Below are 16,286 nucleotides of genomic sequence, written 5' to 3'. Positions count from 1 at the left end.
TATTTTGATTGTCAACACTTTTTCATTTTCTACAAGAGCGCTTCATTTTATAGATTTGACTAAAAACACGGCTGACACTATACTAATTACATACTGTTCGGTATATAAATAACAATCTAATTGTTAACATACAAAACATTAATATCGAAAATTGAAGAGAGGTATTCTTATGGCAAGAACCCGAGAGTTTGATGAGGATCAAGTTTTAAACGCAGCAATGCAGTTATTTTGGGAGAAAGGATATGAGGCTACTTCATTAAGCGACCTTACTTCTAGAATGGGCATTCAACGCCCTAGTATTTATTCAACCTTTGGTGATAAGAAAGAGTTATTCGAAACAGCACTTCGCAAATATACAATGTCCCGCGCATCCGATATTCGAACCAAGCTCCAAAGTCACTCCTCTATAAAAGAGGCATTTTCTACTTTTTTTACAGATATCATCAATGACGAATATGGAGGTGCACTTAGTAAAGGCTGTTTTTGTATTAATACGATGGTTGAACTCGCACCGCATGATGAGCGATTTGAAATTTTAACTAGAGAACATCAACTGTACCTAACTGTTATCTTTCAAGAAACGATTGAACGGGGAATACAATCTGGTGAGTTGGAAGCCAACACTGATGCAAAATCTTTAGCACAATCACTAATTATCGCATTAATCGGTCTAACAGTTATGATGAAATCCCGCCCTCAACGCTCTTTTATCGACAATGCAATCGCAACGACTCTTACATTGCTCAAATGACATTTAACAGTCAAAATGACAACGACTGTTGCCTAGAATATAGAATATCCAATAGATAAGGGAAAACTCGCATGTTGATAAAACATAAATCAACATACGAGTTTTTCATTTTCCTTAATACGCAAAAATTTCTCTATATTTGATGTAATGCTCTGGCCAAAATTCTTTTTCTTACCGATGCTAGTCAGCAAAGGTCTAGTTTTTTTATCAAACTAATTTGCAGTAATAGTCGATTGGTGTCGAAATGTAAAACTTTCAAATTGATATAACAATAGTATAATTAAGGAAATTAAGAATGGAGGAACACGATGAAGAAACTCTTTTATGTATTTTTAATTTCTATATTTGCAATATCCGTCTACTCTTATAGCCCAACTGTATCAATAGCAGCTACTAAAGAAGATGAAGTCACTATTTTAAAAAAGCAATTAAAGGAAAAAGACCAAAAGATTAAAGAACTGAATGAAAAAATCAAATCATTAGAAGAAAAAGTAAAGGCCCTCTCTAATACGAATCAAAATAAAGAAACAACCGAGGATCAACTTTCAAAAACAATAAAAAACGTAACTGTTACAATCGATAAAGTAGTGCAAGATTCTGATTCGCTAAAAATTTATGTAACATATATTAATAATACAAATGATAAAATTAGTAACGGCAGCGATTTATCTAAAATAGTGGCAAATGGTAAACAATACAGCTATAGTTCAGATTTTAATTTCAAAAGATGGTATAAAAAAGAAAATGTCCCTCACGCTGATACATATATTGAGCCCGGTGTCACTGCACAAGATGTTATTTTCTATGCACCTGTTGATTCGGATTCAATAAACATTTTAATTCGTGCTAACTGGACTGATTACAGATTTAATAATGTAAAAATTACTAAATAAAAAAGAACAGTCACTAAAAATGAAACGACACCCCAAAAGTAGTCTAAACACTAACGATTGGGGTGTCATTATTTTGTTGTTTCAGCTATTTAAATAGACCCAACTTAATTGTTCTCAACACGTTTTCCCTTAACAAATAGAGATAACACAAGCCCAATAAGAGCAAGGGCTGCAATAAAGAAGAATGCATACTTTGTTCCTTCAGCCATTAATTCAAATGGTGAAGCATTTTGGAATTTCTCGAAATGCTTGTTTTGTCCACTGACCATTAATGTAATAGCCAATGCTGTCCCTGTCCCACCTGCAATTTGTTGTAATGTACTCATAACAGCTGCACCATCTGCGTATAATTCACGTGGCAACTGATTTAGCCCATTTGTTTGCGCAGGCATAATAATCATAGAAATCCCTATAAAGAATATTGTATTCGCTAAAATAATTTGCCAAACGGGTGTATGTGCAGAAATCGTAAAAACAAAAAGCACACTTGCAATGAATGTTAGAAGGAAGCCAAGAGGTAAAAATTTCTTTGCACCAAATTGATCGAACATCTTCCCTACAACAGGTGATAATACAGCATTCATGGCACTACCAGGCAAAAGAATAAGACCAGCTACCGTTGCACTGAATAATAAGGCACCTTTTAAATACATTGGCAATAGTATCGCTGTTGATAAAATTAAAAGCATACCGCTAAATAACAACACCGTCCCTAATGTAAACATAGGATATTTAAATGTCCGTAAATTAATCATCGGCTGCTCCATTTTAAATTGACGAATAACAAATAACGCAATTGCCACTAAGCCAATAATAAATGGAATATATACGCCTGCAGAAGCAAAGGATTTCTCTGCAATAGTACTTAAACTGTAAATGAAACCACCAAATCCAAGTGTCGATAATAGAATTGAAACAATATCAATCGCTGGTTTTGTAATAGTAGATACATTATCGATTTGTTTTAGCCCCGCTATAACTAATCCTGCATAAAAGACAAGGCTAATCCAGAAAATATAAGACCAATCTAACGAGTCTACAATTAAACCTGCTAAAGTAGGCCCTATTGCAGGAGCTGTCGTAATAACAAGCCCCATTAACCCCATGACCGCTCCACGTTTATGAATCGGAAAGATTAATAAAATCACATTCATCATAAGCGGTAAAATAATACCTGTTCCAAACGCTTGAATGATACGACCTAGCAGTAAGATGGGAAAGCTTGGTGCTAAAGCTGCTAAAATCGTTCCTACAATCGAAAAAATTAATGATCCAACAACTAACTGCTTTGTTGTAAACCATTGAATGAGAAGAGATGAAACAGGCACTAAAATACCTATCGTTAATAAATAGCCCGTAGTAAGCCACTGTGCAGTCCCCGCTGATACAGTGAAATCAGACATAATATTTGTCAGCGCCATATTTAAAGCTGTCTCACTAAACAGCCCTATAAAAGCGGCAAACATAAGTACAAAAGCCATACTTTTAGGTTTTCGTACGGGTACAACTTGCATTGATGGAGCCATAAAATACTTCCTTCTTTCTTTATCATTAATTAGACCGGTCTATATAATAAGCATTAAAATGAAAACCCCTTTTTACTTTGAAAGCAATAAAGGGATCATTTTGTTAATTTGAATTAAAGGCTCACCCGATTTTTTAGTTATACATAACGTAATGCCGCCTTCAATTAATGCACTTATTGATTTGCTAATTAAGTAAGCACGTTCTTCACTAAACCCACTACTTCTTAATTTCTCAAAGTAAAGATTTCCCCATATTTCAAAGGTTTCTTCACAAGCCTGCCGTAAATTCTCATTTACAAATGCTGTTTCCATTGCGAGTAAACCCATTGGAACGTTTTTTAATTTTGATATTGGTTCTACATCTTGAAAAATCCTAGAAATAAACTCTATATGATATTGGAATGCCTGAGTAGGATCATCGAAAGCTGCTAAATTTTGCTCTATCTCTGCTGCAATTCTTGTTGCTGATAAATTAATCGCTTCAAAAGCTAATTGCTCCTTACCATTAGGAAAATGATAATATAAAGAACCTTTTGGAGCCCCACTCTCTTGGATGATTTGGCTTAATCCTGTAGCGTGATACCCCTTCAAATGAAAAAGCTCTGTTGCAGCTTCTAAAATTTTCTCTCGAGAAGAATTTTTACTAGACATAGGCTGAACCTCCCTTAAAAAAATTATAACGAACGGTCTACATAATAATAAAAGTCTTTTTGATTGCTGTCAAATTAAATTTTTTCAAAGCATCTTCTAACACAATGGATACTATATTAGTTCACTTCCACTACAAATGTGTAGGATACTTCACCATTTGACCAGCTAGCTAATACCTCATAAATGTATCGACCTTCGTTTTGCGGGACAGTCATTTCATTATTTTTTATCATCATTTCCTTATCTCTACCGTTTTCATTCCATAGATAAACAACCATTTCTGGATTTTCTTCAACCTCAATATGGATGTTTGTATTGGGGGCTAACTGAATTGTATGTAACTGATCAGCTACTTGGTTTGGAGATAAATGATCGGTTTGAACAGTCTCAGTTGTTAGCCCTTTTTTTCTTTCCCACCGATAACCGCCCTCATCCATTTCATAACTTTGGCCATTCACTTGAACCCACCCTGCCATAGAGGGTGGAAAACTTTCTCTATTATTTTGCGTTTTATTTACATCATTCGAACACCCCGCTATTAAAAGTGCAATCAAGCCAATTATTAAAAATAACTTTTTCAATGCACAACCTCCTTTTTCTAAATTTGACTTATATTTCTGAAATTCGTTTCATTTATTTAAAATAAAGTTTAAAGAGACGATTGCTCTTATTGAACAATCGTCTCTTATTTAAAGGGAATTTTCTTCACTGATGAATAAATTAATTCTCCTGAATTAGAAAAACCGCAAATGTTTACAGGTAAAAAAATCGATCCTTCTTCTCTTTTTAAGAAAAAACGCTGTCCAGCAGACTCTATAAATGGCACATTTTCAAAAATCCCTTTCTGCGTTTCCACCGTTATTTTAACGATTTCTGGATCTATCACTTCACCAAAATAATAACTGATATTTTCTTTACTCTTTCCTGAAGCACTCCATGTAATTTGATCGTCTTCTAATGGAGGGTAATATGTTGAGGATAGCGTGTTACCATCGCTTAATATCCACGTACCAAACCAATTTTGTTTTAGCTCTGCAACGGAAGTAGATTGGCTCGTTCGAAATATTGTTAACCATCGTTCATCAATTTCCTTAATGAAATAAACTTCCTCTACAGATTCAGACCAATTTTTCGTTAGATGCAAAACATCCTTTTCAGTTGGTTGCTGAAGATGATTGTAGGGTATAATTAATGAGCAAATTATTAATGTAAAAACAATTCCAAGAATTATTTTTTTCATAGCAATTGCCTTCCCCCTTTGCTTTTCGTATTAACATATTCAACAACATGCAAACAAACACCTTCAATTCGAAATATGAATGCACCATCTCATTTTAAATGATAGTGGTCGATTCCTCTTTTAAACTTTGTTTTACTAAAAAACTATTTCGATGTAACATTATTAAAAACAAGCCTAGAACAACTCGATTTTGTGAGTCTCTGGACATTTTTGTTGGCTCCTTGTAACATTGATTTATAAACATATTGTTTTAGTTTTCTTCATGGCTCACTGAAATGTTAGCCAATCACAAGCAACAATTTAGACAAAAAAAAGCTTGGCTTATTTTTATTTTGTTTTCTTTACTCAATGAATATAGGATATACTTTTATAGTCCTGTTATTGGCACGTAAAATAAAAATTTAAAATTCAAGAAAGTTTTATTGGAGGTTTATTATGAATTACAGAATTATTAACAAACAAGTATTTGAACAAGCGCAGCTACGTTCGGTTTCGGATGTACCATTCACTGAGGAAGAACTTCAAAACGGTATGAAAATAGCAGTCTCTAAAGCGGATGATACATTAGCTTTATATTTACTAGATATCGAAGGTCATAAAAAGTTCGAAGTGCGTTGGGATGATTCATCAGAAGTTTTCAACGGTTGGTATTCAGCATGGGATAATTTCTCTTGGTGCCTTGATGTAGTAAGCAAATAAATAGAACCTGATGAAATAATATCAACTAGAAACAACATCCTTTGTTTTCGGTTGATATTATTTTTATTTAAGTACGATTGTATCGGAGGATTAGTTATGAAAAATGTAAAGATAATAATGACTATTTTATTTATTGTCCTATTGAGCATACTGGCCATTTTACTTACTTCTGGTCCTCCTAAGCCAATTGTAACGGTAGAAGGGACAAAAATAACACTTGTACAAGGATCATATTGTTGGAAAAGGATTGCTGGAACAGGGTGTGTTGATAAAATTTCACCACCAGAGCTCCTTGAAAACAAAAAAATTACGCCCTTACCTGTGTCCCCTAATAGCGAAATAAAGATCAAGTTTACTAAACCACCCATTGATGAAATAAAAGTAGAGTACTGGTTGAACAATAGCGAGAGTCCACTAGTAACAGTAGAAGATGATGCTTTTACTGCACCTAAAGAAGAAGGCATCTATATTTACTCTGTTTCAGGTAGATGGGCCAAGGGAAGTTCGTCTTTCATTTTTAGTATACGTGTTAAATAAGAAATCATATGTTTAATAAGGAGTGATATTTTTGAAACTTTTTAACAAGATTAAATTTATCCATCCTATAAGAAAGTACATACATTTCATTTTAATAATTTTGATGTTTTCACTTGTCATTCCCGCTGGATTCAATCCAAAATATTTAAATATAATCATGTTTATTTTTGGACTGGTAGTACTAAATCGTGGGTTTGATTATAAAGGAACAGATAAAAAAGCATTTTATCAATGCTTGTACACAGGTCTCACAATGTGTTTAGTATTTCTAATATTATTCATCATCTAATAACTTTGGGTAAACCGTAACGGGTAGAAATGATTTACTACATATCGATTAGAAAAAATAGTTTCGACTCCCTATAACTTTGTATAATTCATAAGCAATTTGAACATATATGGAGTAACAAGGGAGGTAATCATTATGAAAAAACTACTTTATTTCTTAGTACTATTCACATTATTACTATCAGCCTGTGGCAAAAATGCAGAACCGAAGGAAGTCGCAGTCGATCAAGACACATCTGTAAAGGATATCGTGGGGGCAGTGGTTAAAAATAAATTCACTGTAGAAGAAACAAAAGGAATTGTTACTATATCGATTCATGATACAGATATACGAGAAGGCTCGAAAAATCAGATGCTGAAAGATTCCGGTAAAATATTTGCCGAGCTGTCGAAGCTAAAAAGTGTGAAAACACCTTCGATTATTTGGTTTGCGCCATTGACTGGCGCTAATAGTAATGAAGAAATGACGAAAGTATTAAGCATTTATTTTGACGAAGAAGATTTTAGAACCGTCAATTGGGCCGACTATTCACAATTAAATATAGAATCCATTGCCACTGAATATAAGGAAAACCCAGCTTTAGGAGATTAACAAATCCAAGAGATATTAGGACAAAGGTGTTTGTAAATTTTCGCTATGTAAAATGAAAACTAGATTTTCTTGCTTTTGCAAAATTAAAATTTAGAAGAGCGCCCTAGTTGTTGGGAGCGGAGGCGGCACTTCTGCGGGAACGCACAAAACGTATGACGCAACAGGCCGCACGTTAGCGAGGGTTGTGTCTTACGGTGTGTCCGCGGAAAGCGACCACCAAAGTGGAATTACAAAAAGCGTTAAATTGATTGCAGTCAATCTAACGCTTTTTGCTTTTGTCCCAACCTCTTTTAATATTCGATCTATGTATAGTTTCCCTTCATATAAAAGTGAGGGTGATACATGTTGTCCTTTACCGAATATAAAAATTTATATGCCCATTGTATTCATTAATACAAGACGCCAGCCATCTGGATCTTCAATCGTTACACCTTTTTCTGCCCAATAAAGATTTTCTGGCTCCACTTCTGGATAACCCATTTGCGACAGTCGTTGTACAATGCGTTGGATTGCTTCAATGTTTGGCATGTAAAGCACAAGAAGATTATCCTTTGTGGGTGCGGGACACGGGCTTCCTTCAATGTGCTCCGTAAATTCTAAATGATAATTAGCATTCGGCAGACCAATCATCATTCCATTGTAGCCTCGATGCCCTGTAAACGAACCAATCTTTTCTAAACCTACACCTTCACAATAAAACCGTTCGATTGCCGTTAATTGATGAGTTGGTCTTGCAACACGAACCTGTACAACTTCTTTTGCCCATTGTTCTTTCATCGCCATCTCTCCTTCTAGGACGATTATATAATGGGAAAACTTGAGAGGAGAACAGTCAATAGTCTGAGTTCTATTCCGCGTGCCATAGTAAATCTGCTTTTTGTAACGGCTGTTCCTTTGTTAAGTAATAATCCTCCGCAACCCAATATCTTTCCTCATACTTCTTCCTTATTGCTGATACGTCCCCTATATATGAATCACGCTTTAAAACTCTTTCTTCCCTAACATGTTTTGGGCATTCTAAAAATATCGTGTAGTCATAAAATTCCCTCCACTCATTACGCTGAAGAAAGACGCCTTCTATTAATAAAATACTATTCGACACAAATAGCCTTTTACTATTTATCACTGTATTCGTTGCCCGATTATAAAAAGGCAGTGTTAATTCTTGGTGATTATTATGTATTTTTAAAAGGCACTTTTTTATTAACTCTATATCCCATTGTAAAAAATAATATTCAAACCATTCTTCATTGCCAGTATTGTAACGTTTTTCACTTTCTACAATGTAATCATCGATATGTAGCACATTGATGATATATTCATTTTCCAGCGTGCCCACTAGTTCCTTTACAACAGTTGTTTTTCCTGCCCCACCTAATCCGTCAATGGCAACAATAAGCGGCCTTTGTCCTCTATCTAGACTGTTAAATCGTTTTATTACTTCCGTTGTTACCTGAGACACCCTAAGCAATTATCTCACGCTCCTAAAATTAAAATAACCAGTCTACTTCTAAATAAAGTAAACTGGTCTTTTTTAAATTATTGGGATAAAGCAACATCGAATGAAGCAGCGGTTTTCGCCTTTACTTCCTCCAATGTTACACCTTCTGCTAGTTCTATTAGCTGCATTCCTGTAGCTGTAAAATCAAAAACAGCTAAGTCCGTTATTAATCTGTGCACAACACCTTTACCTGTTAACGGTAACTCACACTGCTTTTTAATTTTTGACTCTCCATTTTTATTCACATGCTCCATCACAACGACGACTCTTTTCGCACCGACAACAAGATCCATGGCGCCTCCCATGCCCTTTACCATTTTCCCTGGGATCATCCAATTGGCAAGATCACCTGTTTCGGAAACTTCCATTCCACCTAAAATCGCAAGATCAATATGCCCGCCACGAATCATGGCAAAGGACTCAGCACTATCAAAAAAAGATGCGCCTGGCACAGCTGTCACTGTTTCTTTGCCAGCATTGATGAGGTCAGCATCTACCGCACTTTCCTCTGGATATGGGCCGATTCCAAGGAGTCCATTTTCGGATTGTAAAAGCACCTCATAATTAGCAGGAATGGCATTGGCAATAAGTGTTGGAATACCGATACCTAAATTAACATTCATGCCATTTTGTATTTCCTGGACAGCTCTATTCACAATTTTATGTCTTGTATCCGCCATCATGCTTCCTCCTTCTTTTTAACAGTTAAACGTTCAATACGTTTTTCATAGTTTTCCCCGAGTAATACACGTTGCACAAAGACACCTGGTGTGTGGATATGATCTGGATCCAGTTCGCCCACTTCTACAATTTCTTCCACTTCCGCAATTGTAATTTTGCCTGACATCGCTGCTAACGGGTTAAAATTACGCGATGTTTTTCGATAAATTAAATTGCCTAGCTTGTCTGCCTTCCATGCTTTGACAAGCGCAAAGTCTGCAACAATTCCTTCTTCTAAAATATATTCCTTACCATCAAAAACCTTGACCTCTTTACCTTCAGCAATTGGCGTTCCAACCCCAGTAGCTGTATAAAAGCCAGGAATACCTGCTCCACCTGCTCGCAAACGCTCTGCCAATGTTCCTTGTGGTGCAAGTTCAACTTCCAGCTCACCACTTAAAAATTGCTGTTCAAATATTTTATTTTCCCCTACATAGGAAGCGATCATTTTTTTTATTTGTTTATTTGCTAGTAATAATCCTAATCCCCAATTATCTACACCACAGTTATTACTAATTACGGTTAAATCCTTTGTTCCCTTTTGTTGTAACGCAGCAATAGCCTTTTCTGGAATACCACTTAAACCGAAACCCCCTACTGCTAACGTAGCGCCATCATTTATATCTGCAACGGCTTCCTCAAACGAATTCCATACTTTCCCGTCCACCATATTGAAACCCCCTAAAATTGCTCGTTTATTAAAGAAAATTCTACCTCATTCCTGTTTTATAAGTAAAGGGATTAATTGGAATGGTATTTATGCTCATTTTGCATAAATCGATGGATACTATTCTTTTTCCGTTCGAATAGTCTTTAATAATTGTTTTAACGCATAAGATTGATATGTATTTTTTTTTGTAATTACACCGAGACGCCACGGCATATAAAAATTTTTTAAAGGGATGATTTTCACATTCCGATTCGTTTGCTTTGCTGCAATAGAGTATGGCAAAAGGGTCACGCCTAAATTCGAGGACACCAGCTCCACAATTAAATCCCATTGTGAACTTTTATACCCTATTATTGGTGTGAAGCCTGCACTTTTACATGATTTAATAACATAATCATGCAATGAAAATTCCTCAGTAAAAATAATGAACGTTTCATTTTTTAGCTCTTGCAATAAAATCTGTTCTTGATTGGCTAATGGGTGTTGGTCATTAATAAAAACATAAAATTGATCTTCAACGAAAGATTGAACATTAAATTTCCGTTCGTCAGTCGGTAAAACTACAATGCCCATATCTACTTCTCCACTTTCTACTAAAGTACCAACTAATTTTGCTCCACGCTCGACTAGCTCTAAATGAACATTTGGATATTGTTGATGAAACTTACGTGCAATGTCGGGGAAAAACAAAGTACCAATGAGCGGAGGGATACCCAATTTAATAGATCCCGTTTTGATGTTTAATAAATCATCGAGCAATATGTGCAAATCATGGACAGAACGCATAATTTTTTGGCCTTGTTGATAAACGATATTACCAGCATCCGTTAACTCTACATGTCTTGTAGAACGATTTAATAACTCAACATGAAGATTATCTTCTAACTTTTTAATGCTCTTACTTAATGAGGGCTGTGATACAAAGCTTTCACTTGCTGCTTTCGTAAAATTTCCATGTTCTACTACTGCCATAAACGCCTTTAAATCTCGTAACTCCATATGAAAACCCCTTATTTATTCTAATTTGTTATGGAAAAATTCATTAAAGTATTAATTAGTTATAAATTCTCCTCATAATTTTATAATCCTTCCTCGAAAGCAAAATACCTATAAATACAAGAATGATAAGGTTTTCTTATATATAAAATAATATTAATGTCTATTATTCTTGAGGGACATTATATTTTTTCATTTCTATTTAACGTTTCATAATCTGTCATTAATTCCATTTTTCTCTTTATTTACCTTGTTCTCTATGTAATATTAGAAATAAGGGATGGATGAAATAGAAAGGGGATTACTTAATTGAAAACGTTAACACGAATATCAAATGCTATTATGGAAAAATATTTACCTGACCCATACATATTTGTCACTATACTCACAGTACTCGTGTTGTTATTAGGGGTCACGTTAACAGATTCCTCACCTTTAAATATGGTTACTTATTGGGGAGATGGCTTCTGGGGGTTGTTAGCTTTTACAATGCAAATGGTCATAGTCTTAGCTGCTGGTCATATTTTAGCGAATAGTCCAGTCTTTAAAAGAGGTTTATCGTCCGTTGCTAGTAAAATTAAAACCCCAAGTATGGCAATTATTATAGTGACATTTGTTTCTTTAATTGCTTGCTGGATTAACTGGGGATTCGGGCTTGTAATCGGCGCACTTTTTGCAAAGGAAATTGCACGTCATGTAAAAAAAGTGGACTATCGTTTACTAATCGCAAGTGCTTATTCAGGATTTGTTATATGGCACGGTGGTTTAGCAGGTTCAGTACCACTATCTATTGCAACAGATGGGCATCCATTTGCAAATATTATGGGTGTTGTACCAACAAACGTTACACTTTTCTCATCGTACAATCTATTTATTGTAATCGTCATCATACTAACACTTCCATTTTTTAACCGTTGGATGATGCCAAAAGAAGAAGATGTAGTTGAAGTTGAGCCATCTTTATTAAAAGAGGAAAAAATAGAGCTACCTAAAGCAGATAACCATTTTGCAAGTCGTTCAGAGCGTAGTTATGTCTTAACAATCTTAATCGGACTTATTGGTGTTATTTATTTAATACATCATTTCATAACGAAAGGATTTGTATTAGATTTAAATGTTGTAAATACTATTTTCATTGTGCTCGGTATCATTTTCCACGGCACACCGCAACGCTTTCTAGCGGCAGCGCAAGATGCTATTAAAACTACAACAGGTATTGTTTTTCAATTTCCATTTTACGCCGGCATTATGGGGATGATGACCGCTTCTGGCTTAGCCGCTGTATTTTCTGAGTGGTTTGTTAACATCTCTAATGACCATACATTCTATTTATTTACATTTTACTCTGCAGGCCTTGTAAACTTTTTTGTGCCTTCCGGTGGTGGCCAATGGACAGTTCAAGCACCAATTATGTTGGATGCAGCAACTAAATTAGGCGCTGATTATGCTAAAACTGCTATGGCTATTGCTTGGGGCGATGCTTGGACGAATATGATTCAACCATTTTGGGCTCTACCTGCTCTTGCAATTGCTGGCTTAAAAGCAAAGGATATTATGGGCTTCTGTTTATTTATCCTTCTCTTTACAGGAGTTATCATCAGTATTGGGTTATACTTCTTCTAATGAAGATAGCCTTTTAGAACCTCATATTGAACGTTTTTAACGTTCTTGTGGGGTTTTTTGTTTATTTCAAAGACTAAGTAATGGTAAATTTCCGCAAAAGTCGATATATTTGACTAGTTGGGCGTTTTTGAGGCTTTAGCATACTATAAATACATAAGTATTTTGTCGCAATTTTATAAAAGTTAGGAGATAGTAGCTATAACTCTGGTCGCCACTGTTCTATTAAATAATATTAAAAGGGATTTTGCGGATGCTAATTTATATCATTATTTTTTGTGCCATTATATTAGGGGGATTCTTTTTAAAAAGAATGTTTCAAATTAAAAAAGACCGTCTAGAAAAGAAAAAGATTATGGAGGAACGATTAAAAAAGCTTATTTTTACGAATTCTAAGTAACTATTAAATAAATTTCTATACACCAATACATATGTGGAATTTAACGTTAAGACAACACTTGTGCTAGTCTTTATTCTAATTCTAGCCCAACTACATAAGCGAAAAAAATGACAACAAACTATGCTTTTTATTTCAAATCTTTTTAGTTTAGTGGTAAACTATCTATTGTCAATTAAATGAAGTAGTAATGAGTATGATTTATGTTTAACTGTCAATACTCAGTTTATCACTCAAACTAGGAGGAATTTTATTATGAAACGTGTTGAAAATAAAGTAGCACTTGTTACTGGCGGAGCGTCAGGTATCGGTTTATCAGCAGCAACTTTATTAGCTAAAGAAGGAGCTAAAGTTGTTATTGCTGACTATAATCTTGACGGTGCAAAAGAAATTGCTGATGTATTAGTAAAAGAAGGTTATGAAGCAGCTGCAGTATTTTTAGATGCTGGTGATGCTGATTCAATCAAAGCAGCAGTAGAATTCACTGTTGAGAAATTCGGTTCTTTAACAGTATTATTTAACAATGTTGGTTCAACAAACTTACAAAAAGATTTAGATGTTGTGAATATGGATTTAGAAGAGTTCGATCGCCTAGTTAACATCAACTTAAAATCAGTATTACTAGGTAGCCGTTTCGCAATTCCACATATGCAAAAAGCTGGTGGTGGTTCTATCATTAACACTGCTTCTATGGGTGGATTTGCAAGTGACCAAATCCGTACAGCTTACGGTACAACTAAAGCTGGCGTAGTTCACTTAACTAAATACATTGCTACTCAATACGGTAAAGATAAAATCCGTTGTAACGCTATCGCTCCAGGATTAATTTTAACTCCTGCTGCTAAAAACAGTTTACCAAAAGAATTACTAGAAATTTTCACAAAATACAATGCCCTACCATACAATGGTGAAGCAGATGATATCGGTTACGCAGTAGTGTACTTAGCTTCTGATGAATCTAAATTCATGACTGGTCAAACTCTTCAAATTGAAGGTGGCCATTATATTGCTAACCCAACAATTGCAGATACAAATGTTTGGGCTGCAAACCAACAAAAATAATAACCTTTTGAGCTGATTGAAGTTGAACTTACGATCAGCGTAAAAGGTGTTGAGATTCAGAGGCTTATATTTTCGGTATCTCTGGCTGTAGATAAACTCCAAAGAAATTTGGAATTGTCTACAGCCTTTTTTTAATAAATTGTTTAAGTGGCTGACAATCCATGCACCTAGCATTATATCAGCTTCTTAAAGCGTAAAAATCCATTTCGCTTTCCGCGGGCACGTTGTAAGCCGCAACCCTCGCTGTCGCGCGGTTTGTTGCGTCTTACTTATGCGTGCGTTCCCGCAGGAGTCTTCGTGGATTTTTCCTTTGTAGTTATAGAATGCATAGGAAATTGTTTGAGTGCCTGACAATCGTATAGGTATGCATCTAGCATCATATCAGCTTCTTAAAGCGTTAAAATCCACTTCGCTTTCCGCGGGCACGTTGTAAGCCGCAACCCTCGCTGTCGCGCGGTTTGTTGCGACTTACGATGCGTGCGTTCCCGCAGGAGTCTTCGTGGATTTTTCCTTTGTAGTTATAGAATGCATAAGAAATTGTTTGAGTGCCTGGCACCTATGCTTTTTCTAATGCTAATTTAATGCCAAAGCCAATTAGAACCGTTCCTGTTAGGCCTTCGATTACTGCCTTTGTCATAGGTTTTTTCATAAAAGTACTAATTTTATCTAATAAATATACATAGAAGATGAACCATAGTGCAGTCAAGGCGGTATAAATAAGCCCCATTAGTAGAAATGGGAAAAATGTGCTGTTTGAGCCATCTACAAATTGCGGTAAGAACGTTAAAAAAAATACGGCTACCTTTGGATTTGTAACATTCGTTAAGAAACCTTGCTTAAAGCATGATTGATGCCCATATTTATTATCAATTTGAGTGTCATCATTTACGACTGGAGACTGCGTGCGAATGGTCTTTAAAGTCCATAATGTTTTTACACCTAAATAGCATAAATACACCGCTCCAACGTATTTTAAAATAGCAAATATATAGGCTGACTTTACAATAATTGCAGAGAGTCCGATAACCGCTGCTAGTGTATGAATTAATAAACCGCAACATGAGCCAAGTATTGTTTGTAACCCACCCTTTTTATTAACTGTTAAAGTATTTTTCGTTGCAATAGCAGTATCAGGTCCAGGTAAAATTATTAATAAAATACACATCAATAAAAACATCGGAAAATTTTCCATGCTACTCCCTCCTATCCGTCTGAAAATTATAAAAATAATTCTACCATACGTTACCTCCTCAAAAAAGAGACCACTTAAAAATTTTTCCATCTCCTTTATGATTGACATATAACCATAAGGTGTTATATATTCGTAACACCTTATGGTTATATTTTTTATAAAAAGGAGACTATACAATGTCAGAGCAACTACAAAATATCGTTAAAACTGTTACACTAAATGCGCCTATCGAGAAGGCGTGGGAAACAGTTACAAATGCCGAAAAACTTGGTTCTTGGTTTATGCCAAATGATTTTAAACCTGTGGAAGGACATGAATTTACACTACAATCTCCATTTGGTCCATCCCCATGTAAAGTAGAAAAAGTAGATGCACCTCATTTTGTGCGTTTTGCATGGGATACTGATGGCTGGTTTGTCACATTCGAGTTAAAGCAAGTTGGAGAGCAAACAGAATTTACATTAACACATGGCGGCTGGAAAGAAGCATCTCATATTATTCCAAAAGCTAACATGTCAGCGGAAGCTGTTCGTCAAAATATGGATGGTGGCTGGACAATGCTTGTTGGTAAAAAGCTAAAAGAGATTGCAGAAACAAAATGACACAGCTCGCAGAACAGTATGATGTTTTCCAAGCAATTGCTGATCCAACAAGACGTCATGTACTTCAACTGCTAGCCGAAAGCGATAAACCAATAGCTCTTCTTTCAGAGCATTTTACGATTAGCAGAACTGCTGTCGTCAAACATCTACACATATTGGAGCAAGCCAAGCTAGTATCCGCCCAAAAAAAGGGGCGAGAAAAAATTTACACGTTACACATTGAACGCTTAAAAGAAATTGAAGATTGGTTACAATACTTTCATTTATTTTGGGATAATAAACTGGCACAATTACAAACGATGGTCGAAAACGATTGACCTAGTTTTTATGGCAGCAAAATAAACAAGCC

General features: G+C 35.3%; 19 protein-coding genes. 9 read left to right on the top strand and 10 right to left on the bottom strand.

Annotated features, from left to right (window positions below; translation table 11 throughout):
* Positions 1-169: 169 nt before the first annotated feature.
* Entirely contained in the window at positions 170-751 is a 582-nt protein-coding gene (locus ACIQ1H_RS14270) for a TetR/AcrR family transcriptional regulator (protein ID WP_402889624.1), read from the top strand.
* A 308-nt stretch (positions 752-1,059) separates the two neighbouring features.
* Positions 1,060-1,644 (top strand): hypothetical protein, encoded by a 585-nt coding sequence (locus ACIQ1H_RS14265; protein WP_402889623.1) that lies wholly within the window; start codon positions 1,060-1,062, stop codon positions 1,642-1,644.
* 104 nt (positions 1,645-1,748) lie between these two features.
* Here ACIQ1H_RS14265 and ACIQ1H_RS14260 read toward each other — a convergent pair whose 3' ends face one another.
* From ACIQ1H_RS14260 to ACIQ1H_RS14245, 4 genes are all read right to left on the bottom strand, one after another.
* Positions 1,749-3,170 (bottom strand): MDR family MFS transporter, encoded by a 1,422-nt coding sequence (locus ACIQ1H_RS14260; protein ID WP_402889622.1) that lies wholly within the window; start codon positions 3,168-3,170, stop codon positions 1,749-1,751.
* A gap of 72 nt (positions 3,171-3,242) precedes the next feature.
* Positions 3,243-3,821 carry a TetR/AcrR family transcriptional regulator gene (locus tag ACIQ1H_RS14255; RefSeq protein WP_402889620.1) on the bottom strand — a complete coding sequence of 193 codons (579 nt, stop codon included), beginning with the start codon at positions 3,819-3,821 and terminating at the stop codon, positions 3,243-3,245.
* Positions 3,822-3,937: 116 nt separating this feature from the next.
* Positions 3,938-4,402 carry a hypothetical protein gene (locus ACIQ1H_RS14250; protein ID WP_402889619.1) on the bottom strand — a complete coding sequence of 155 codons (465 nt, stop codon included), beginning with the start codon at positions 4,400-4,402 and terminating at the stop codon, positions 3,938-3,940.
* Between the two features lie 104 nt (positions 4,403-4,506).
* Positions 4,507-5,061, bottom strand: coding sequence for a hypothetical protein (locus tag ACIQ1H_RS14245; protein ID WP_402889617.1), 555 nt, complete (start codon positions 5,059-5,061; stop codon positions 4,507-4,509).
* Positions 5,062-5,496: 435 nt separating this feature from the next.
* On the opposite strand from ACIQ1H_RS14245, the gene ACIQ1H_RS14240 reads away from it, so the two are divergent.
* From ACIQ1H_RS14240 to ACIQ1H_RS14230, 3 genes are all read left to right on the top strand, one after another.
* Positions 5,497-5,760 (top strand): hypothetical protein, encoded by a 264-nt coding sequence (locus ACIQ1H_RS14240; RefSeq protein ID WP_173478775.1) that lies wholly within the window; start codon positions 5,497-5,499, stop codon positions 5,758-5,760.
* 96 nt (positions 5,761-5,856) lie between these two features.
* The gene (locus ACIQ1H_RS14235; RefSeq protein ID WP_402889615.1) at positions 5,857-6,297 is read left to right on the top strand and encodes a hypothetical protein; all 441 of its coding nucleotides are present in this window, start codon (positions 5,857-5,859) and stop codon (positions 6,295-6,297) included.
* 424 nt (positions 6,298-6,721) lie between these two features.
* Complete coding sequence (locus tag ACIQ1H_RS14230) at positions 6,722-7,177, top strand: hypothetical protein (protein WP_402889614.1); 456 nt, start codon at positions 6,722-6,724, stop codon at positions 7,175-7,177.
* Between the two features lie 369 nt (positions 7,178-7,546).
* Here ACIQ1H_RS14230 and ACIQ1H_RS14225 read toward each other — a convergent pair whose 3' ends face one another.
* From ACIQ1H_RS14225 to ACIQ1H_RS14205, 5 genes are all read right to left on the bottom strand, one after another.
* Positions 7,547-7,954, bottom strand: a complete 408-nt coding sequence (locus ACIQ1H_RS14225; protein WP_402889612.1) for a VOC family protein — start codon at positions 7,952-7,954, stop codon at positions 7,547-7,549.
* Positions 7,955-8,024: 70 nt separating this feature from the next.
* Positions 8,025-8,639, bottom strand: coding sequence for a nucleoside/nucleotide kinase family protein (locus tag ACIQ1H_RS14220; RefSeq protein WP_402890023.1), 615 nt, complete (start codon positions 8,637-8,639; stop codon positions 8,025-8,027).
* Between the two features lie 77 nt (positions 8,640-8,716).
* Positions 8,717-9,358: a 3-oxoacid CoA-transferase subunit B gene (locus ACIQ1H_RS14215; protein ID WP_337982220.1), complete on the bottom strand. Its 642-nt coding sequence runs from the start codon at positions 9,356-9,358 to the stop codon at positions 8,717-8,719.
* On the bottom strand, positions 9,358-10,068 hold the full coding sequence (locus ACIQ1H_RS14210; RefSeq protein ID WP_173478778.1) for a CoA transferase subunit A: 711 nt from the start codon (positions 10,066-10,068) through the stop codon (positions 9,358-9,360). Before ACIQ1H_RS14210 ends, ACIQ1H_RS14215 begins: the two co-directional genes overlap by 1 nt.
* A 117-nt stretch (positions 10,069-10,185) precedes the next feature.
* The gene (locus tag ACIQ1H_RS14205) at positions 10,186-11,067 is read right to left on the bottom strand and encodes a LysR family transcriptional regulator (protein WP_402889610.1); all 882 of its coding nucleotides are present in this window, start codon (positions 11,065-11,067) and stop codon (positions 10,186-10,188) included.
* A gap of 306 nt (positions 11,068-11,373) precedes the next feature.
* Here ACIQ1H_RS14205 and ACIQ1H_RS14200 point away from each other — a divergent pair, with 306 nt between their 5' ends.
* Positions 11,374-12,687, top strand: a complete 1,314-nt coding sequence (locus ACIQ1H_RS14200) for a short-chain fatty acid transporter (RefSeq protein WP_402889608.1) — start codon at positions 11,374-11,376, stop codon at positions 12,685-12,687.
* A gap of 649 nt (positions 12,688-13,336) precedes the next feature.
* Positions 13,337-14,143 (top strand): SDR family NAD(P)-dependent oxidoreductase, encoded by an 807-nt coding sequence (locus ACIQ1H_RS14195; protein WP_173478781.1) that lies wholly within the window; start codon positions 13,337-13,339, stop codon positions 14,141-14,143.
* Between the two features lie 556 nt (positions 14,144-14,699).
* Here ACIQ1H_RS14195 and ACIQ1H_RS14190 read toward each other — a convergent pair.
* The gene (locus ACIQ1H_RS14190; RefSeq protein ID WP_173478782.1) at positions 14,700-15,335 is read right to left on the bottom strand and encodes a LysE family translocator; all 636 of its coding nucleotides are present in this window, start codon (positions 15,333-15,335) and stop codon (positions 14,700-14,702) included.
* Positions 15,336-15,511: 176 nt separating this feature from the next.
* On the opposite strand from ACIQ1H_RS14190, the gene ACIQ1H_RS14185 reads away from it, so the two are divergent.
* Both ACIQ1H_RS14185 and ACIQ1H_RS14180 read left to right on the top strand, forming a co-directional pair.
* Complete coding sequence (locus tag ACIQ1H_RS14185; protein WP_173478783.1) at positions 15,512-15,937, top strand: SRPBCC family protein; 426 nt, start codon at positions 15,512-15,514, stop codon at positions 15,935-15,937.
* Entirely contained in the window at positions 15,934-16,254 is a 321-nt protein-coding gene (locus ACIQ1H_RS14180; RefSeq protein ID WP_402889606.1) for an ArsR/SmtB family transcription factor, read from the top strand. Before ACIQ1H_RS14185 ends, ACIQ1H_RS14180 begins: the two co-directional genes overlap by 4 nt.
* The last annotated feature ends 32 nt before the right edge of the window (positions 16,255-16,286 follow it).

Source organism: Lysinibacillus sp. NPDC097279 (genome assembly GCF_044761745.1).
Classification (GTDB): Bacteria; Bacillota; Bacilli; order Bacillales_A; family Planococcaceae; genus Lysinibacillus.
Note: the sequence above shows the minus strand (reverse complement) of the source record. Positions and strands in the feature narration are given on the sequence as shown.